Origin of the sequence: Pandoraea commovens (genome assembly GCF_024704525.1) — a bacterium.
Lineage (GTDB): Bacteria > Pseudomonadota > Gammaproteobacteria > Burkholderiales > Burkholderiaceae > Pandoraea > Pandoraea commovens.
The window spans coordinates 700,906-719,412 of the sequence record NZ_CP102780.1; the positions used below are offsets into that span (position 1 = coordinate 700,906).

Genomic DNA, 18,507 nt, shown 5'->3' on the forward strand with positions numbered 1-18,507 from the left:
CCGCTGTGTTGTTTTCCAGCGCTAGGACTTTCCCTGATCCGACGCAACCCCTGATTGCCGGAATCGAAAAGCTGGGTGTAATGTCTTTACATGTATATACAACGCAGGACGAACTACTCATTACATCTATCAGGAGGTTTCATGTCCGAGTCGAAGAGTCTTCAGGGCGCTGCCGTCTGGCGCGGTGCCGAAATGGTGAACAACGACCGTTGGGTCAAGACATTCCCGGCACACGTGCTCGATCAGATCGATGCCGCACTGGCGCAAACGCGCAACGTCGACTGGCGCGACATCAATCGTCAGAACTTCCCGCTGCCCGATGCGGGCGCGTTCTTCGACGACGTTCGTGAAGAACTCGAAAACGGCTCCGGCATGGTCAAGATTCGTGGTCTCGACGTCAGCCGCTATGACGCCGAACAACTGCGTCGCATCTGGTACGCGCTGGGCGCACACCTCGGCACGCCGATGTTCCAGAACTGCCGTGGCGAGGTCATGCGCGAGATCAAGGACGAAGGCATGGGCGTCGGTGCGAAGCTCTACGGCGCGACCGTCGACAGCTCGGGCAAGCAATTCCTCTCCTCCGGCGCACGTACGCTATCGCCGGGACAATTGCGCTTTCACACGGACCGCTGCGACGTGGTCGGTCTGCTGTGCGTGCGTCAGGCATCGGAAGGCGGTGTGAGCAAGCTGGCGAGCAGCGCGACCGTCTACAACGAGATGCTCAAGCGCCGTCCGGATCTGCACGCGCTGTTGTGCAATGCGATTCCGCGCAGCCGTTTCGGCGAGGAAGCCGGTGGCGAACACATCGCTTACGACCTGCCGATTTTCGGCGTGCGAGACGGCAAGCTGACGAGCCACTTCTCGCTCACCTATATTGAGAACGCCCAGATGCTGCCGGGCGTGCGCAAGCTCAGCGACGCCGAGCACGAAGCCATCCAGATGCTCATGGCGCTGGCCGAAGAAGAGTGCTTCCAGATGCGTTTCGCGCCGGGCGACATTCAGTTGTTGAACAATCACATCGTGTACCACGGCCGCACGGCTTTCGTGGACGATGTGCAGACCGGTCAGGACCGCATGCTCATGCGCCTGTGGCTGTCGATGCCGAACTCCCGTGCCCTGCCCGACGATCACGCCGTTCTCTGGGGCGATGTCGCCTCGGGCAAGCCGCATGGCGGCATCGCTCAACCGGCTGCGGCATTGCCCGCCTGACACACTGGGATACTGAACCACTGAAGCCCCCGCGCTCGCGCCCCGAATCACATACCAAAGACGCAAGGAGAGACCCCCTCATGAAACCGATCGAACAGCAGGACAACAACCGCGCAACCCGCAAGTCGACTCATCTGCGCTCGCTGCTCATTCCGCTCGTGCTGGGCGGCCTCTGCGTCTTGTCGACGGCAGCCTCCGCAGCGCCCGACTTCGGCAATTGCCAGGTCACCGGCACGCGCGGCTCGGTCAAGCTCGAAACGGTCACGCCGGGCGCACTGTCGGTGCGTCCCGTGCTGCCCGCACCGGGCTGGTGGAACGGCGATTCGCCCGACACCATCAAAGACGGCTTCGAGTACTGCATGGCCGCCAACATGGCCTATCGCGCCGGTCTGGATCGCGTGATCGTCGTCAATCGCTCGTTCGCGCAAGTCGTGACGGGGCAGGCCAAGGGCTTCGATATCGCGCTGAGCGAAATCACCATCACCGACGAGCGCAAGAAGGTCGTCAACTTCACCGATCCGTACTTCAGCTCGGATCAGGGCGTTCTCGTGAAGACGGGCACCAAGGTCGACAAGGACAGCATTAAGAAGATGCGTCTGGGCGTGAAGCAGGGCACCACGATCCTGCCGTATCTGACGGACAAGGTGAAGGTCGCCGAACACCCGAAGGTCTACACGGACGCCGCTGCCATGTACGCCGCACTCGCCGCCGGTCAGGTCGACGCTGTGCTGTACGACACGCCGAACGTGCTGTCCATTGCGAAGAAGTCCGAAGGCCGCTTTGAAGTCGTCGGCCGCTATGACACGAGCGAACAGTGGGGTGGTCTCGTCAACAAGGATTCGCCGAATCTGGCCGCCTTCAACAAGTTGATTGCCGAGATGAAGAAGGACGGCACGTTCGACCGTCTGGCCACGCAGTACCTCGTGCCGAGCCTCGGTGCCGATCCCGCCAAGCTGCCGATCCTGACGCCGTGAGGTCGGGGCGACCCGAGTCAATCCATATGAGCCAATCCTCTCAAAAGGCCCCGGGGTCCATCCTCGGTGGCATGGGCCGGGAGCGCCGTCTGAACGTGGGCGGCACCCCGTCGGCACCCACGGTGCTGTGCCTGTGCGCATTGCTGGGGGCGGCGATTGCCGTCGCCAGCAGCGTCTACACGATCGGTGCCCTGCGTGAAGGGCTGATGGCCAATCAGCTGGGCGGCTGGTGGGTGCCGGTCGGTACGGTTCTGCTCGGGCTGGCCTCGTTGCTCGTGCTCATTCCGCTGGTGCGCGCGTTTGCGCGTTACCGGGACTTCCGAAGCGCCACGTCGCGTCGCGACATCGTCGCTGCGCGCGTGGCGAAGGCCGAAGCCGGGGTGCAAAGCTGGATCGCGCTGGGCTACACACTCGCGCAACTGATCGTCGTGCTCGCGTTGCAGTTTGTGCTGGCGAACGATCTCGCGGTGGCGAAGACGTTTTTCCTCGTCCCGCTCATCGCGGGGACGTTCCCGCTCGTGCTCGAAGCCTTCTGGGTGAACGTGAAGATCTTCCTGATTGCGGAAGTCTTCGTGCTGATCTGGGGCCTGGTCGTCGCACTCGCCATGTTCGCACCGGGTAATGCTGGCAAGCCGTTGCGGTTCATCGCTACGGCCTACGTCGACATCTTCCGCGCGATGCCTGCGGTGCTGGTGATCTATCTGGTCGGCTTCGGTTTGCCGCTCACCGGTGTGCCGATCCTGAAGGACTTGTCGCTCACGACCTACGTCGTGATCGCGTTGACGCTGACCGTCGGCGCGTACGTGGCGGAGATCTATCGCGCCGGTATTCAGGGCGTGCACTGGTCGCAGGTGGCGGCGGCGCGCTCGCTCGGCCTGTCGTACGCGCAGACGTTGCGCTTCGTGGTGTTGCCGCAGGGCATCCGGCAGATCATTCCGCCGTTGCTCAACGCCTTCATCGCGTTGCAGAAGGACACGGCGCTCGTGAACGTCGTCGGGGTGATCGACGCCTTCAACCAGTCGATGGTGATCGCGTCGAACCACTACAACCTGTCGGCGGCAACGACCGTCGCCATCCTGTTCATCATCATCTCGGTTCCGCAGGTGCGCTTCGTGGAACGGATGGCCAAACGCGACCGCGCCCGCATGCGTGCTGGCGGTGCCTGAGGAGCGAACGACCATGTCATTCATCGAGATTCGCGACATTGCCAAGTCATACGGCGACGTGTCGGTCATCAACGGTCTGGCGATGACGGTGGAGGAGCATCAGGTGGTGTGCCTGATCGGTCCGTCCGGCTCCGGCAAGTCGACGTTGCTGCGCTGTATCAACGGGCTGGAGTCCATCGACGCGGGCGAGATCCTCGTGCACGGCGACCGTATTACCGGCCCCGGCGTGGACGTCAATTCGCTGCGCCGGGATATCGGCATCGTGTTCCAGGGCTACAACCTGTTCCCGCACATGACGGTGCTGGAGAACGTCACGCTCGCGCCGATTCGCGTGCTCAAGCAGCCTAAGCGCGAAGCGGAAGAACGCGCGATGGCGTTGCTGGAGCGCTTCAGTCTGGCGCACAAGGCGAACGAGTATCCGGACCGCATGTCGGGTGGTCAGCAACAACGCGTGGCCATCGTACGCGCGCTGGCGATGGACCCGATGGTGTTGTTGCTCGACGAAATCACGTCGGCGCTCGACCCGGAGCTGGTGTCCGAAGTGCTCAACATCGTGCGCGATCTGGCGCACGAGGGCATGACGATGCTGCTCGCCACGCACGAGATGGGCTTCGCACGCGAAGTGGCGTCGAAGGTCTGCTTCCTGTGCGACGGTGCCGTATGCGAGGAGGGACCGCCGGAGCAGATTTTCGGTGACCCGCAGCAAGAGCGCACACGGGCTTTCCTGCGAAGCATCCGGCAAGCCAAGCGTCTGTAACAGATACCCCCTCGCACCTCACAGTTCGAGGGGGTTTTTCTTTGTCGCGTCGTTCAGACGATGCAGGGGCCGGTCGAATCCCGCAAGATCAGCCGCGTTTGCACGGTGCTGACCGTCGTCGGTTGTCCGGCGCGCTTGCGTAGGAAGGTGTCGACGGCCGACTCGCCGAGCGATTGCGTGGGAATGGCAATGGTGGTCAGCGGCGGCTCCAGCAGCGACGCGAGTTCGATATCACCGACGCCCACGACCGACACCGACTCCCCGATCTTCAACCCGCAACGCGTGGCGGCGCGATAGACGAGCGGCGCGAGCAGGTCGTCGTCGCACACGAAAGCCGTCGGACGATCGGGCTGCGAGAGCAATGCTTCGATGCTCGACGACGAGGTTTCGCCGAACGGCACTTCGATCTCGCGGCGGGCGTCGTACGCCAGCCCATGCGCTTGCAAGCCTTCCCGATAGGCCCGTGAGCGCACGCGAAACGTGTTGGCTTCCAGATCGAAGCCCACACGTGCGATGCGCGTGTGCCCGAGCGATGCGAGATGATCGACCATCTCCCGCACGATCACATCCGATGCGATGAAGACGTCGGCATCGGCAGACGAATCGCCGTCGACCACGACAACGGACGTCGGCATGATTTCCAGCGCCCGCGCCGTCCACGACGCTTCCCAGAAGATCATGCCGTCGAAGGCGTGCGCATCGAGACTGAGCAGCAGACGCTCCGGATCGTTCCCATACTCGCCGGTGTTGATGAGCACGGTGGCGTAACCGTTGGCCGCAGCGCTCCCGATGACCGACTTCAAGACCGAAGCGAAGTAGGGGTTCGAGACGTTCGGCACGCCAAGCGCCAGCAGCTTCTGCGTGCCGAGCTTCAGGCCGCGTGCCGAGGAGTTCGGCCGATAGCCCAGCGTCTGGGCCGCCTGAAGGATTTGTTCGCGCCGCTCTGGCGTGACGCGCCCCTCGGCTTTGCCACCGAACACCAGCGACACGGTGGATTGGGAAACACCGGCCAGGCGGGCGACATCGCGGCTCGTCGGACGCGCAGCCGCAGGGCTTTTCTTCTTATCGCTCATTGCGTTCATTCACGCGTTGAATTTTTAAAAATTCGAGTTTAGTGGTTAAAATCCGTCAGTCATACGTATGACACGATCCGAAATGCATACTTCGACGCATTCGCAGTGTAATGGGAAACAGCAATGAAGCGTCGTACCTTTCTCGCCGGCTCCGGTCTTCTGGTGGGTGCTCCGGCGGTGATCATCCGGCAATCGAGCGCGCGCAGCGTATCGCACGGCACCCGCTTTCCGTTCTCGGTCGCCAGTGGCGATCCGACAGCGGACGCCGTCGTACTCTGGACGCGTCTCGCACGCGACACCGTCGACACGGGCCCTGTGGCCAGCACACCGGTGAACGTCGAGTGGATGGTCGCCACCGACCGCCGGATGACGAAGGTCGTGCGGCGCGGCGTCGCCGTCGCACAGCCGATGTACGGACATTCGGTACACGTCGATGTCACCGGACTCGCACCGGATCGCGAGTACTGGTACGCCTTTCGCTGCGGCAACGAGCTGAGCCCGGTCGGGCGCACTCGCACGTTGCCGTCCGAGCGCGCCGATATCTCGCGCTTCCGCTTCAATGTCGTGTCGTGTCAAAACTGGGAGCAAGGGTATTTCGATGCTTATGACGGCATGGCCGCCGACGATCCGTCGTTTGTGATGCACGTCGGCGATTACATCTACGAAGTGAGCCGTGGCGGCGGGGTACGTGACCACGAGCGCCGCGCGCTGCCGATGACGCTCGACGACTACCGTCGCCGTCACGCGCTGTACAAGACTGACGCCGCATTGCGACGTGCGCATGAAACCTTCCCGTTCATTCTCACGCTCGACAATCACGACGGCCTCGAAGACAACACCACAGACGTCGCACAACTCAATCGTCGCGCGGCCGCGTATCAGGCGTGGTACGAGTTTCAGCCGGTGCGCTACGCGCCGCTACCTGCGTCGCCCGCCATGCAGATTCAGCGAGGCTACGACATCGGCAATCTGATGCGTCTTACGATTCCCGACACGCGCCAGTTCCGCGATTCGGAGACGCCGTGCGCTTCGGTGTCGGATAGCAAGTTCGCGTTCGGCGTCTACGAGCAGGCATGTAAGGCGAACGATGCGCCTGAGCGTTCGATGCTAGGCGCGGGACAGGAACTGTGGCTCAAGGATCGTTTGCAGAACACACCTGCGCAGTGGAACGTGATCGCCTCGACCGTCAAGATGACGCCGTTCGACATGCGGCACAATGACGCCCTTTACCGCTACCTGCAATCGTGGGACGGCTATCCCGCCGAGCGCAATCGCATCCTCGACCAGATCACCGCGGCGCGTGTGCCCAACCCGGTCTCGCTCTCGGGCGACATTCATTCGTACATGATCTCGTCCGTGGTGCGCAATGTGGGTGACGACCCGCGCACGGCACCAATGACCGAACTGGTGGGTACGTCGATCAGCGCGCAGTGGCCCGAGCCGCTCGACAAGCCGATGGCGCAGGGACTGCCGCTGAACCCGCACGTCAATTACTACGAGAGTCAGCGGCGCGGCTACATGCGATGCACGGTCACGCGCGACTCGCTACTCACCGATCTGCGCACGATCGACTTTACCGACAAGCCCGGTGGCACCGTCCGGACGAGCAAACGCTTCGTCGTCGAGAACGGCAAGACCGGCGCACAGGAAATCTGAACGCCATGAACGCTATAACTCATCCGCTGCTGCAAGCCTTCTTCCCCTATGGCGACGTGATTGCCGACGTGCTCCGGATCATGGGGGTTTCTGCCGATCAGCAGGACAGCGACGACGGCTCGCACGACTGGTCGCATCTGATTCGCGTGTGGAAACTGGTGACGGAAATCGCCGCCGACGGCCCATCGCTCGATCTGGAGATGCTGGCCGTGTCGGTGCTGCTGCACGACTGCGTGCAAGTGGAGAAGACGGACCCGCGCCGCGCACAGGCGTCGCGGCTGTCGGCGGAGAAGGCGAGTGAAGTGCTGCGCACGCTGGGCTGGGATGCCGGACGCATCGACGCCACCGCGCACGTCATCGAAGCGCATAGCTTCTCGGCGGGGATCGAACCCCGGTCAAGTGAAGCGCGCGTGCTGCGCGATGCTGACCGGCTCGACGCCATCGGCGCCATCGGCATCGCCCGCACGTTCTACGTCGCAGGTCGCAATGGCTCGCGGCTTTACGACCCGCTCGATCCCTTCGCCACGCGTCGCGAACTGGACGACCGGCGCTTTGCACTCGATCACTTCGAGACCAAGCTGCTGCACCTCGCCGACGGGTTGACGACCGCCACCGCGCGACGCATCGGAGAACACCGCATCACCACCATGCGCGCTTATGTCGAGCTGCTGCGAGACGAAATCACCACGACACGCCCAACGTCCTGATCGCTTCTGAACCCTTCCTGATCCCATAACGCTGACGAATGAAAATTCGTCAACTGTTGACAATTTAATTAGTTATGCGAAACAACACGATGAAGATGCCCGTCGCGGCAGGTCTGCTGCTGGGTGCCGTTTGCGCGATGCCGTCCGTGGCGCTGGCGCAGAGTTCGGTGACGCTGTACGGCATCATCGATACCAGCCTGCAATATGTGAATCACGCGGGTGGCAAGCAAAGCCAGATATCGATGGTGACGGGCAACGGTCTCGGCACGCGCTGGGGTATTACCGGCACCGAGGATCTTGGCGGCGGGCTGCAATCCGTCTTCAAGCTGGAGAACGGCTTCGATTCGACCAACGGCAAGTTACTGCAAGGCTCTCGGGAGTTCGGGCGTCAGGCCTATGTAGGGCTGACGAGCCGTGAGTGGGGCTCGGTGCTGATCGGGCGGCAGTACGACCCGCTGATCGATCAGGTGTTGCCGACGCAGGGCAATTTCTTCGTCGCGGGCTACTGGACCGCGCCGGGCGACGTCGACAACTCGCAGAACACGGCGCGTGTGAGCAATTCCGTGAAGTGGACGAGCCCGGTGTGGCGCGGCGTGCAGATCGAAGGCATGTACGCGCTCGGTGGTGTGGCGGGCGCGCAGGCTTCCGGCCAGACGTACAGTGCCGCAGGCTCCTACACGTTCGGCCCGGCGCGGTTGGCAGCGGGGTATCTGCATATCGATAACGGCAACGCGCGCGCGACGACGCGTCCGTCGAGCACGACCGATTTCTTCTTCGTGAGCGCCGTGAACCGCGCGTACGCCAGTGCGAAGTCCATCGACATCTACCGGGCAGGGGGACGTTACACGCTCGGCAACGTCACGCTCGGCGGCTACTACAGCCAGTCGTACTACAACGCGGATGCCGCCTCGACCTTCAGAACGACGCAGCGCTACGACAGCTATGGCGTCTACGCCGTGTGGCAGATTTCGCCCGCGCTCGCTGCGCAGACGGGGTACGACTACCTGAATTCATCGGGGGACTCGTCGGGGCACTACCACCAGGTCAGTGCTGCGGTGGATTACAGCCTCAGCAAGCGCACGGACCTCTTCTGTGTGGTGACGTATGCGCACGCCACGGGTTACAACGGCATTGGTCCGGCACAGGCGGCGATTGCCACCGTCTACGTCGACGCGGGCGTGAATTCGCAGATGTATGTCACCGCAGGCGTGCGGCATAAGTTCTGAGCCGCAACGAGCGCATTTCTGCGTCGTCGTCGGGTTCACCCCGCGACGGCGTCCAGCGGCACCTCCAGCCCGACCTTCACGTTGCTCATCGAGACGAGCGTCTTGAAGCGTTTGACGTTGTTACTCTCGAAGAAGAGCGCACGCGTGAGTGCCGTGTACTGCGCCATGTTCTGCACGACCATGATCACCACGAAGTCGCATTCCCCCGCGACGTAATAGCACTGCTGCACCTGCGGACACGCAAGAAAGCTGCGCTTCATGGCGTCGAGCAGATCGAGACGCTCGTTCTCGACTTCGACTTCCGTGATGATCGTGAGCGGATAACCGACCTGCTCCGGGTCGACCAGCGAGACGGTCTTGCGCGTCACGCCTTCCTCCGCGAGCTTCTTTAGCCGCCGGTTCACTGCCGCAGACGACAGATTGACCTGCGCTCCCAGCGCATGCTGAGGCGTTGTCGCATCCTGCTGAATCGCCGCAAGGAGGGCGATGTCGTAACCGTCGAGGCTCATTTGCGTAATAAAAATTCGATAGAGACGCCCAAAACGCGTAAATCCTACGCGCGCTCCGGAATATTATTCAGGCTGTCCGATGATACTCCGCTAGCGGCGACCCTCCGAAGTCTATGCCGTAGCGCGCTTTCGCCCCCCTACAAGAACAACTGACCGCCTCATGTCCGACACGAAAACCCCCGCGCTTCGCCTGAACGGCCCCGTCCTGCTCCAACAACTTCGCGAACTCGGCGAGATCGGCACCGATCCCGTCGCGGGTGGACGCACGCGCGTCGCGCTGACCGACGACGAGAAGGCTGGCCGCGATCAGGTCGTCGCGTGGATGCGCGCGCTCGATCTCGACGTGCAGATCGACCGCATCGGCAATATCTTCGGCACGCTGCCCTCGGCGACGAAGGATGCGTCGGGCGGCATGCCCCGCCCGCTGATGATGGGCTCGCACATCGATACGGTCGTCAACGCCGGTGCACTCGACGGATGCTATGGCGTACTCGGTGGTCTGGCCGTCGTGCGGGCGTTTCGCGACGCAGGTATTGCGCCGTCACGTCCGATCACGGTGGCGGCATTCACCAACGAGGAGGGCGCGCGCTTTCACCCCGACATGATGGGGTCGCTCGTGCACGCGGGCGGGCTGTCGGTGGACGAAGCGCTCGACGCCGTCGGGACGGACGGCGCGCGTCTGGGCGACGAACTCGTGCGCATTGGTTACGCCGGTGAGATGGAGCCGGGCACGCTCGTCCCGCACGAATACCTCGAACTGCATATCGAGCAGGGTCCGATTCTCGAAGCCGAGGGGTTGGAGATCGGCGTCGTCGAGAACTTGCAGGGCATCTCGTGGCAGCAGATCACCGTGCAGGGCAACGCCAACCATGCGGGCACGACTCCGACGCGTCTGCGTCACGACGCAGGCTATGTGGCCTCGGCGACGGTGACCGAGCTGCGCCGGATTGCCGTCGAATCCGGCACGACGCTCGCGACCGTCGGCACGATGAAGTTCGAACCGAGTGTCATCAATGTAATTGCGCGCCGCGCGGTGTTCACCGTCGACATGCGTGATCCGAGCGAACAGCGTCTTGCCGAGAGCGAAGCGCGTCTGGCCAATTTCCTGACGGAGATCGCGCAAGCCGAAGGCGTGCGCATTTCGACGGAACGTCTGGCGCGCTTCACGCCGGTAGTCTTCAACGCCGAACTGGCCGATGCGATCGAAGCCTGCGTCAAGCGTCGCGGTCTGTCGTACAAGCGCATGACGTCGGGCGCGGGACACGACGCGCAGATGATTGCGCGCATCGCCCCGGCCGCGATGATCTTCGTGCCGAGCCGTGGCGGCATCAGCCACAACCCGCGCGAACACACCGACGACGACCAGTTGGTGCGCGGTGCCGAGGTGCTGCTCGACGTCGTTGCCCAACGCTTGGGCGTGTCGCAGTAAGTCATCAATTGCCGTCAGGAACATCCAGTCACATCCCGCAATACCGGAGCCCCCCATGCCCCCCAAGCTTTACGTCAACCCGCAGGCTGCACGCGTGCCGTACCCGGCCGACCTCCAGGACATCATGAGCATCGCTCGCGCGCAGCAGAGCCGTGAGTGGCTTGCGCACTGGGAGGGACTGACACCCGGCGCTACGCCGCTGCGTTCGCTGCCGGACCTGGCGGCGTCGCTCGGTGTGCGCAGCGTGCTGGTGAAGGATGAAGCGCTGCGCTCCGCACTCGGCAGTTTCAAAGCGCTGGGCGCGCCGATTGCCCTCGTGCGCTTGCTGCTGAGTCAATACGATGGGAAGGGGTTCACCGCGAAGTCGCTGCTCAACGGCGAGCATCGCGACGCGCTGGCCGGTTTCACGGCGATCAGCGCGACGGACGGCAACCACGGTCGCGCGCTGGCGGCTGCTGCGCAAAGCATCGGCTGCCGCTGCGTGATCGTTCTGCACGCACATGTCAGCGAAGAACGTGAGCGAGCGATTGCGGCATATGGTGCAGAGATCGTGCGCATCGCAGGCAATTACGATGACTCCGTCGAAGAAGCGGCGGCGCTGGCATCGCGTCACGGCTGGCATGTCGTTTCGGATACGTCCTACGATGGATACGAAGTCATCCCGCGCGACGTCATGCAAGGCTACGGCACGGTGGCGGCGGAAGTCTCGGAAGCGCTGGATGGCGACGCGTCGCAAAAGGGTTCGGCCAGCCCCGTCACACACGTTTTCCTGCAAGGCGGAGTGGGTGGATTGGCGGCGGGCATCGTGAGCTATCTGTGGGAGCGCTGGGGCGTCTGGCGGCCGACGTTCGTGGTGGTCGAGCCCGAGCAGGCGGACTGTCTGTACCAGAGCGCCATCGCAGGGAAAGCCGCGTCGGCGTCGGGATCGGTCGATTCGGTGATGGCCGGGTTGGCGTGCGGCGAGACGTCGCCGCTCGCATGGCGTTTCCTCCAACCGTCGGTCGATGCGTTCATGACCGTCACGGACGCGCAGGCAGTGCAGGCTATGCAGCGGCTCGCACGCGGCACCGGCAACGATGTGCCGTTCGTCGCCGGGGAGTCCGGTGTGGCCGGGCTGGCGGGGTTGATGCTGGCGGCAGCCACGCCAGCGATGGCGTCGGCGCTCGGTCTCACGTCGGACTCGCGCGTGTTGCTCATCAGCACCGAGGGCGCGACGGCCCCGTCCGTCTATGCCGAACTGGTCGGCGAGCCAGCCACGTCGGTCGAGGCGCGCCAGCGGGTGTGGCTCGCACGCTAACCTCGTCATCGATCAATCCTATTGCCGGAGCCACGTATGAGTCACGACACCGCACAAGAGACGTATTTCGCCACGGCGCTGACCGGATGGCGGCACGCGTTCCATCGTCAGCCGGAAACGGGCTTCGAGGAAGTCGGCACCTCGCAGACGGTAGCGACGATTCTCGAAAGCCTCGGACTGGACGTGCATCGCAATATCGGCGGCACGGGGATTGTGGCGAATCTGCGCGTTGGAGACGGCAAGGGCGCGATTGGCATTCGTGCCGACATGGATGCGTTGATGATCGACGAGAAGGCGTCGGGTCGCGACTACGCGTCGCAAGTCCCCGGCAAGATGCACGCCTGCGGTCATGATGGGCATATGTCGATGGTGCTGGGGGCAGCGAAGCTGCTGGCCGAGTCGCGCGACTTCAACGGCACGGTGCGTTTCATCTTCCAACCCGCCGAGGAACACGGTCGCGGTGCGAAGGCGATGATTGCCGACGGGCTGCTTGAGCGCTTTCCCATCGATGCGATCTACGGCGTTCACAACATGCCGGGCATTCCGACGGGACGCATTGCCACCCGAGTGGGCGGCATCATGGCCAGCGAGGACAACTTCGTCATCCGGATTCGTGGCAAGGGCACGCACGCAGCGCGGCCGCACATGGGTATCGATCCGCTGGTGATCGGCGCACAGATTGTCGTGGCGTTGCAAACGGTGGTGTCGCGCAGCGTCGACCCGGGATTATCGGCGGTGGTGTCGTGCACGGAGTTCATCACGGACGGCATTCGCAACGCGATTCCGACGAACGTCGAGATCCGGGGCGACACGCGCAGCTACACGCCGGACGTGCAGCAACTGATCGAAGCACGCATGCGCGACATCTGCATGGGCGCGTGCGCGATGCACGGCGCGCACTGCGAATTCGAATACACGCATGAGTTCGCGCCGACGATGAACTGGGCGGACAACACGGCGCTGGCGGTGCGCGCAGCGCAAACGGTGGCAGGCGAGGGAATGGTCGACGTGGAGACCGATCCGGTGATGGCGTCGGAAGACTTCGGCGTGTTCTTGCAGCATGTGCCGGGCAACTTCGCGTTCATCGGCAACGGCAGTGGCGACGAGCCCGGCGCGATTCCGCTGCACAACGCTTGCTACGACTTCAACGACGCGATTCTGCCGCTCGGCGCGCGTTACTTCGCACAGATCGTGCGCGACAGCTTGCCGCGCTGAGCGTCTGCGCTTGTCGGTTTAGCGCACGGCTGCGAGTGGCACCGTCCCGGCGTTGATCACGGCGTCAGGCAGTTCGCGAACGGCTTCCAGCGTCTTGCGGATGTGCGCGGCGAGCAATGTTGCCGCGCGGTCGGCGTCGCGGGCGAGGCACGCGTCGAAGATCGCCTGATGTTCTTCATGGACGTCGCGCGGCACTGGACGGTGCGTGATCGACAGCCGTCGATAGCGTTCGGACTGGCGATAGAGAATCGCCAGAAAGTGGTGCAGCCAGCGCGACGGGCAAGCACGAATCAACACCTCATGAAATGCGCGGTTTCGCGCTTCCCACTGGGCGAACTGCCCGACGTCCTGCTCGCCATCCTTCCCCAGCCGCTCTTCGGCGAGCGTGAGCAGGTGGAAGGCGCTCGTCAGATCGGCTTCCCACGCATCGTCCCCCAACGCGACCGACTGGCGTAGCGCCTCGGTCTCCAACTGCACGCGCGTCTCGGTAATGTCGATGAAATCGGCCAGCGAGATCGGCGTCACCCGAAAGCCGCGATGGCCGTGCTGGACGACGAGTGCGTCCGCCACCAGCAGCGCCAGCGCTTCGCGCAGCGTCCCCGCGCCCACTTCGTACCGATCCTTCAGATGCTCGACGCGTAGCTTCTCGCCCGGCGCGAGGTGCCCCTCGACGATGTCGCTGCGCAGACGCATGTAGGCGCTTTGCGCCAGCGTGGCATCTGCGGCCGGAGCAGTCTGGGAGGAGGGTGCGGTCGGGCTATGCATGTGTCAGGCGATCAGGACCTGTGGGAACGAGTGCCGAGAGTATAAGCGGCTTCCTTTGGGTTGTCGCAAAATCTACAAAAAATCGAGATAAATAAAAATTCTCGAGAAAATGTTGACGAGAATCGGGCGGCGGATTTATCTTGTGCTCCATGCCGACGTCAGGCTTGTGTTCGTTATCGGGGCCCGACGCCGTCCCGCATCCAACCAGACAGAGAGTGTGAGACATGAAGGATTTCCAGAACTTCATCAACGGTGAGTGGGTGTCCAGCCCGCGCACCTTCGAGAACCGTAATCCGGTGGACAACAGCGTGATCGGGCTCGTTCACGAGGCCGGGCGCAGCGAAGTCGACGCCGCCGTGCGTGCCGCCCGCGCTGCGCTTCACGGCCCGTGGGGCAAGATGACCGTCGCACAGCGCGTGGAGCTGCTGCATGCGGTGGCCGACGGTATCAACCGCCGCTTCGACGACTTCCTGGCCGCCGAGATTGCGGACACCGGCAAGCCGCACGGGCTGGCGAGCCATCTCGACATCCCGCGCGGTGCGGCGAACTTCAAGGTGTTCGCCGACATGATCAAGAACGTGCCGACCGAGTCGTTTGCGATGACGACGCCCGACGGCGGCAACGCGCTCAACTACGGCGTGCGCACGCCGCGCGGTGTGATCGCCGTCGTCTGCCCGTGGAATCTGCCGTTGCTGCTCATGACGTGGAAAGTCGGTCCCGCGCTGGCGTTCGGTAACACCGTGGTCGTGAAGCCGTCGGAAGAAACACCTGCGACCGCCACGCTACTCGGCGAAGTCATGAACGAAGTCGGTGTGCCGCCGGGGGTCTACAACGTGGTGCACGGCTTCGGGCCGGAGTCTGCGGGTGCGTTCCTGACGGAGCATCCGGGCGTGAACGGCATCACCTTCACGGGCGAGACGCGTACCGGCGAAGCCATCATGAAGGCCGCGGCGAATGGCGTGCGTCCGGTGTCGTTCGAGTTGGGCGGCAAGAACCCGGGCATCGTGTTTGCAGACGCGGATTTCGACAAGGCCGTCGCGGGCATTACGCGCTCGGCGTTCGATAACAGCGGTCAGGTGTGTCTCGGCACGGAGCGCGTGTACGTGCAGCGTCCGATCTTCGAGCGCTTCGTGGCGGCGCTCAAGGAGCGTGCCGAATCGCTGAAGATCGGTGATCCGTACGCGCAAGGCACGACCTTCGGCCCGCTCGTGTCGCAGGTGCATCGCGAGAAGGTGTTGTCGTACTACGCGAAGGCGCGCGAAGAAGGCGCGACGGTCGTGACCGGTGGTGGTGTCCCCGACATGCCCGCATCGATGAAAGACGGTGCGTGGGTGCAGCCGACCATCTGGACGGGACTGCCGGAGACGGCGTCGGTGATCCGCGAAGAGATCTTCGGGCCGTGCTGCCACATCGCGCCGTTCGATACGGAAGAGGAAGTGATCGCGATGGCGAATGCCACGCCTTACGGGCTGGCCGCGACGGTGTGGACGTCGGATGTCAGCCGCGCACACCGCATGGGCGCGGCGCTGGAAGTGGGCGTGTGCTGGATCAACGCGTGGTTCCTGCGTGACCTGCGCACGGCGTTCGGCGGCGCGAAGCAGTCGGGCATCGGACGCGAAGGCGGCGTGCACTCGCTGGAGTTCTACACTGAGCTGCGTAACGTCTGCGTGAAGCTGTAAGCGCTGACCCCGGAGCCATATAAACGCCAAGGGCCTCGCAAACCGTCCGATGTTTGGACGGCCTGCGAGGCCCTTGTCATGATGACGCGACTTACTTGCCCGTCGCGTCCATCGCACGTGCGAGACGTGCCACACCTTCTTCAATCGCCGTCACAGCGGGGGCCGCGAACGACAGACGCAGCGACGCTTCGTCCGCGTTGTCGGCAAAGAACGCCGTGCCCGGCACGAACAGCACCTTCTCGGCAATCGCGTTTGGCAACAGCGCACTCGTCTTCACCGCCGCCAGTCGCGCCCACACGAACATGCCGCCTTGCGGTGCGTGGAACTGAATCGCATCGCCAAGCTTGTCGCGCAAGGCGTTGCACATCGCCTCGCACTTGAGACGGTAGGCCTCGGTGATCTTCGGCAAATGCCGCGTGAGCGACCCTTCCGCGAGATACTCGGCAGCGACGGCCTGCGTCCACGGCACACTGCACAGATCGACCGTCTGCTTGGCGACGACACAACGTCGCGCAATCTCCGGCGGTGCGACCGTCCAACCGACCCGCAAGCCGGGCGCGACGATCTTCGACAGGCTGGAGAAATGCACCACCCAGTCACGCGATCCCGGTACGTCGGCCGTGAGACCGAGCATCGTAGGCACGGCGTCACCGGAGAAGCGCAGGTCGCCGTACGGATCGTCTTCGACGATCACGAAACGGTATTCCACTGCCAGCTTCAGCAACGCAATACGGCGTTCGCGCGAGAGCGTGGCCCCGGTCGGGTTGGCAAACGTCGGCACCGTGTAGAGCAGCTTCGGTACGGCAATCTTGCCGTCGCGCAGCAGCATGCTTAGCTGTGCGACATCGAGACCGTCTGCATCGACCGGCACCGTGACGATCTTCGCCTGTTGCAGACGCAGCGCCTGCAACGTTGCCGGATAGGCGGGCTGTTCCGTCACGACGACATCGCCCGGTGCGACCATCACGCGCAGCAACAGGTCGAGCCCCTGCTGCGAGCCGGTCGTCACCAGCAATTCCTCGGACGCACACGGTGCACCGCGTTGCGCCATGAGCGCGATGATCTGCGCCTTGAGTTCCGCGAGACCGTCGGTCGGGCCGTATTGCAGGCAACGCGTCGGCTGAGCGAACGCACGCGCCTGAGCGGCGGCCAGACCGTCGACGTCGAAAAGATCGCTCGCTGGATAACCGCCGGCGAACGAGATCATGCCCGGCTCGGACAGGTATTTGAACAACTCGCGAATCGGCGAGCCAGCCGGATTCGCGAAGGGAGTCGTAAAGTCGTACATGTCGGTCGGCTACCGCGACTTCACTCGATCGAGAAGTCGATGCCTTGCGCGAGCGGCAGGGCGGACGAGTAGTTCACCGTGTTCGTGGCGCGGCGCATATAACCCTTCCATGCATCCGAACCTGACTCACGGCCACCGCCGGTTTCCTTCTCGCCGCCGAACGCGCCGCCGATTTCTGCGCCGCTCGGTCCGATGTTGACGTTGGCGATACCGCAGTCGCTACCGGCCGACGATGTGAAGCGCTCGGCTTCGCGCAGGTCGTTCGTGAACACGCACGACGACAGGCCATGCGACGACGCGTTGTTAGCGTCGATGGCTTCGTTGAAGTCGCTGTACTTGAGCACGTAGAGAATCGGCGCGAACGTTTCCGTCAGCACGACTTCCGTTTGCGACGGCATTTCGACGATGGCCGGTTTCACGTAGAAGCCGCCTTCGTTGCCCGCCACCGCGTGACGCTCACCGCCCGTCACCTTGCCGCCTTGTGCGCGTGCCTGATCGAGTGCGCTTTGCATGCGCTTGAACGCGCCTTCGTCGATCAGCGGGCCCATCAGCGTGCCGCGCTCCAGCGGGTTGCCGATGGCGACCTTGCCGTACAGCGTCTTCAGACGATCGACGGTCTTGTCGTACACGCTCTCATGCACGAACAGGCGACGCAGCGTGGTGCAACGCTGACCGGCAGTGCCCACCGCCGAGAACAGAATGCCGCGCAGGGCCAGTTCCGGGTTGGCGCTTTCGGTCACGATACCGGCGTTGTTGCCGCCGAGTTCGAGAATCGAACGGCCAAAGCGGCGAGCGACTTCCACGCCGACCTTGCGACCCATTTCGGTACTGCCCGTGGCGCTCACGATGGCCGAGCGCGGATCTGCGACGAGCGCTTCACCGACGTCGCGACCGCCGATGATCAGCGCGGTCAGGCCTTCCGGTGCGTCGCCGAATTCGGCAATCACTTCTTCCATCAGTTTGTTGACGGCCAGCGCGGTCAGCGGCGTCTTTTCCGACGGCTTCCACACGACGGCGTTGCCGCACACCAGCGCCAGCGCAGCGTTCCACGACCACACGGCGACCGGGAAGTTGAAGGCGGAGATGACGGTGCAGACGCCCATCGGGTGCCACGTCTCGGCCATGCGGTGGCCGGGGCGCTCCGAGGCGATCGTCAGGCCGTAGAGTTGACGCGACAGGCCGACCGCGAAGTCGCAAATGTCGATCATTTCCTGCACTTCACCCAGACCTTCTTGCAGGATCTTGCCCGCTTCGAGCGTGACGAGCGCGCCCAGTGCCTGCTTGCGCTCGCGCAGCTTTTCGCCGAGCAGACGCACCAGCTCGCCGCGACGCGGGGCGGGTACATTGCGCCATGCGGTGAACGCCTTGTGTGCGCGAGCGAGGGCGGCTTGTGCGTCGACGACCGACGCGCTGGCCACGCGGCCGATCAGTTCGCCGTTGATCGGCGAGTGCACGGCGATGTCGCCCGCTTCGGCCAGTTTGGCAATACCCAGTTCGTTGAGGATGGAGGTCGCGTTCACGTTAATACCCTTATGGAATTCAGCGTTGATTCGTTGA

16 protein-coding genes are annotated in these 18,507 nt (G+C 63.7%); 11 read left to right on the forward strand and 5 right to left on the reverse strand.

Features of this window, described 5'->3' with window-relative positions; all coding sequences use genetic code 11:
- Positions 1-141: 141 nt before the first annotated feature.
- The 4 genes from NTU39_RS03605 to NTU39_RS03620 all read left to right on the forward strand — a co-directional run bounded on the left by NTU39_RS03605 (position 142) and on the right by NTU39_RS03620 (position 4,106).
- On the forward strand, positions 142-1,209 hold the full coding sequence (locus tag NTU39_RS03605; protein WP_150665393.1) for a TauD/TfdA family dioxygenase: 1,068 nt from the start codon (positions 142-144) through the stop codon (positions 1,207-1,209).
- Positions 1,210-1,289: 80 nt separating this feature from the next.
- Positions 1,290-2,183: an ABC transporter substrate-binding protein gene (locus NTU39_RS03610; RefSeq protein ID WP_150665394.1), complete on the forward strand. Its 894-nt coding sequence runs from the start codon at positions 1,290-1,292 to the stop codon at positions 2,181-2,183.
- 26 nt (positions 2,184-2,209) lie between these two features.
- The gene (locus tag NTU39_RS03615; protein ID WP_257959214.1) at positions 2,210-3,349 is read left to right on the forward strand and encodes an amino acid ABC transporter permease; all 1,140 of its coding nucleotides are present in this window, start codon (positions 2,210-2,212) and stop codon (positions 3,347-3,349) included.
- Between the two features lie 13 nt (positions 3,350-3,362).
- Entirely contained in the window at positions 3,363-4,106 is a 744-nt protein-coding gene (locus tag NTU39_RS03620) for an amino acid ABC transporter ATP-binding protein (protein ID WP_039402185.1), read from the forward strand.
- Between the two features lie 53 nt (positions 4,107-4,159).
- On the opposite strand, the gene NTU39_RS03625 is transcribed toward NTU39_RS03620, so the two are convergent.
- Positions 4,160-5,179, reverse strand: a complete 1,020-nt coding sequence (locus tag NTU39_RS03625) for a LacI family DNA-binding transcriptional regulator (protein ID WP_257959215.1) — start codon at positions 5,177-5,179, stop codon at positions 4,160-4,162.
- 123 nt (positions 5,180-5,302) lie between these two features.
- On the opposite strand from NTU39_RS03625, the gene NTU39_RS03630 reads away from it, so the two are divergent.
- The 3 genes from NTU39_RS03630 to NTU39_RS03640 all read left to right on the forward strand — a co-directional run bounded on the left by NTU39_RS03630 (position 5,303) and on the right by NTU39_RS03640 (position 8,768).
- On the forward strand, positions 5,303-6,835 hold the full coding sequence (locus NTU39_RS03630; protein ID WP_257959217.1) for an alkaline phosphatase D family protein: 1,533 nt from the start codon (positions 5,303-5,305) through the stop codon (positions 6,833-6,835).
- Positions 6,836-6,840: 5 nt separating this feature from the next.
- Positions 6,841-7,542 (forward strand): HD domain-containing protein, encoded by a 702-nt coding sequence (locus NTU39_RS03635; protein ID WP_257959218.1) that lies wholly within the window; start codon positions 6,841-6,843, stop codon positions 7,540-7,542.
- An 89-nt stretch (positions 7,543-7,631) separates the two neighbouring features.
- Complete coding sequence (locus NTU39_RS03640) at positions 7,632-8,768, forward strand: porin (RefSeq protein WP_257959219.1); 1,137 nt, start codon at positions 7,632-7,634, stop codon at positions 8,766-8,768.
- A gap of 35 nt (positions 8,769-8,803) precedes the next feature.
- On the opposite strand, the gene NTU39_RS03645 is transcribed toward NTU39_RS03640, so the two are convergent.
- Positions 8,804-9,277, reverse strand: coding sequence for an Lrp/AsnC family transcriptional regulator (locus tag NTU39_RS03645; protein ID WP_150665399.1), 474 nt, complete (start codon positions 9,275-9,277; stop codon positions 8,804-8,806).
- 160 nt (positions 9,278-9,437) lie between these two features.
- Between NTU39_RS03645 and NTU39_RS03650 the strand changes: the two genes are divergently transcribed.
- Genes NTU39_RS03650 through NTU39_RS03660 form a run of 3 tightly spaced genes read left to right on the forward strand, consistent with a single transcriptional unit; the run spans position 9,438 to position 13,218 of the window.
- Entirely contained in the window at positions 9,438-10,706 is a 1,269-nt protein-coding gene (locus NTU39_RS03650; RefSeq protein ID WP_257959220.1) for a Zn-dependent hydrolase, read from the forward strand.
- 55 nt (positions 10,707-10,761) lie between these two features.
- Positions 10,762-12,003, forward strand: coding sequence for a diaminopropionate ammonia-lyase (locus NTU39_RS03655; protein ID WP_257959221.1), 1,242 nt, complete (start codon positions 10,762-10,764; stop codon positions 12,001-12,003).
- A 36-nt stretch (positions 12,004-12,039) separates the two neighbouring features.
- Positions 12,040-13,218 carry a M20 aminoacylase family protein gene (locus NTU39_RS03660; protein ID WP_257959222.1) on the forward strand — a complete coding sequence of 393 codons (1,179 nt, stop codon included), beginning with the start codon at positions 12,040-12,042 and terminating at the stop codon, positions 13,216-13,218.
- A gap of 18 nt (positions 13,219-13,236) precedes the next feature.
- On the opposite strand, the gene NTU39_RS03665 is transcribed toward NTU39_RS03660, so the two are convergent.
- Complete coding sequence (locus NTU39_RS03665; RefSeq protein ID WP_257959223.1) at positions 13,237-13,983, reverse strand: GntR family transcriptional regulator; 747 nt, start codon at positions 13,981-13,983, stop codon at positions 13,237-13,239.
- A gap of 224 nt (positions 13,984-14,207) precedes the next feature.
- Between NTU39_RS03665 and NTU39_RS03670 the strand changes: the two genes are divergently transcribed.
- On the forward strand, positions 14,208-15,662 hold the full coding sequence (locus NTU39_RS03670) for a 2-hydroxymuconic semialdehyde dehydrogenase (RefSeq protein WP_150665404.1): 1,455 nt from the start codon (positions 14,208-14,210) through the stop codon (positions 15,660-15,662).
- A 91-nt stretch (positions 15,663-15,753) separates the two neighbouring features.
- On the opposite strand, the gene NTU39_RS03675 is transcribed toward NTU39_RS03670, so the two are convergent.
- Entirely contained in the window at positions 15,754-16,950 is a 1,197-nt protein-coding gene (locus NTU39_RS03675; protein ID WP_150665405.1) for an aminotransferase-like domain-containing protein, read from the reverse strand.
- Positions 16,951-16,970: 20 nt separating this feature from the next.
- Positions 16,971-18,470: an L-piperidine-6-carboxylate dehydrogenase gene (amaB, locus tag NTU39_RS03680; protein WP_150665406.1), complete on the reverse strand. Its 1,500-nt coding sequence runs from the start codon at positions 18,468-18,470 to the stop codon at positions 16,971-16,973.
- Positions 18,471-18,507: the final 37 nt, after the last annotated feature.

Excerpts from the sequence above, each read along its gene's own strand:
- NTU39_RS03605 (WP_150665393.1), top strand. The coding sequence starts at position 142 with ATGTCCGAGTCGAAGAGTCTTCAGGGCGCTGCCGTCTGGCGCGGTGCC.
- NTU39_RS03655 (WP_257959221.1), top strand. The coding sequence starts at position 10,762 with ATGCCCCCCAAGCTTTACGTCAACCCGCAGGCTGCACGCGTGCCGTAC.
- NTU39_RS03670 (WP_150665404.1), top strand. The coding sequence starts at position 14,208 with ATGAAGGATTTCCAGAACTTCATCAACGGTGAGTGGGTGTCCAGCCCG.
- NTU39_RS03665 (WP_257959223.1), bottom strand. The coding sequence starts at position 13,983 with ATGCATAGCCCGACCGCACCCTCCTCCCAGACTGCTCCGGCCGCAGAT.
- NTU39_RS03630 (WP_257959217.1), top strand. The coding sequence starts at position 5,303 with ATGAAGCGTCGTACCTTTCTCGCCGGCTCCGGTCTTCTGGTGGGTGCT.
- NTU39_RS03675 (WP_150665405.1), bottom strand. The coding sequence starts at position 16,950 with ATGTACGACTTTACGACTCCCTTCGCGAATCCGGCTGGCTCGCCGATT.
- NTU39_RS03660 (WP_257959222.1), top strand. The coding sequence starts at position 12,040 with ATGAGTCACGACACCGCACAAGAGACGTATTTCGCCACGGCGCTGACC.
- NTU39_RS03625 (WP_257959215.1), bottom strand. The coding sequence starts at position 5,179 with ATGAGCGATAAGAAGAAAAGCCCTGCGGCTGCGCGTCCGACGAGCCGC.
- NTU39_RS03640 (WP_257959219.1), top strand. The coding sequence starts at position 7,632 with ATGAAGATGCCCGTCGCGGCAGGTCTGCTGCTGGGTGCCGTTTGCGCG.
- NTU39_RS03635 (WP_257959218.1), top strand. The coding sequence starts at position 6,841 with ATGAACGCTATAACTCATCCGCTGCTGCAAGCCTTCTTCCCCTATGGC.
- NTU39_RS03610 (WP_150665394.1), top strand. The coding sequence starts at position 1,290 with ATGAAACCGATCGAACAGCAGGACAACAACCGCGCAACCCGCAAGTCG.
- NTU39_RS03620 (WP_039402185.1), top strand. The coding sequence starts at position 3,363 with ATGTCATTCATCGAGATTCGCGACATTGCCAAGTCATACGGCGACGTG.
- NTU39_RS03615 (WP_257959214.1), top strand. The coding sequence starts at position 2,210 with ATGAGCCAATCCTCTCAAAAGGCCCCGGGGTCCATCCTCGGTGGCATG.
- NTU39_RS03645 (WP_150665399.1), bottom strand. The coding sequence starts at position 9,277 with ATGAGCCTCGACGGTTACGACATCGCCCTCCTTGCGGCGATTCAGCAG.
- NTU39_RS03650 (WP_257959220.1), top strand. The coding sequence starts at position 9,438 with ATGTCCGACACGAAAACCCCCGCGCTTCGCCTGAACGGCCCCGTCCTG.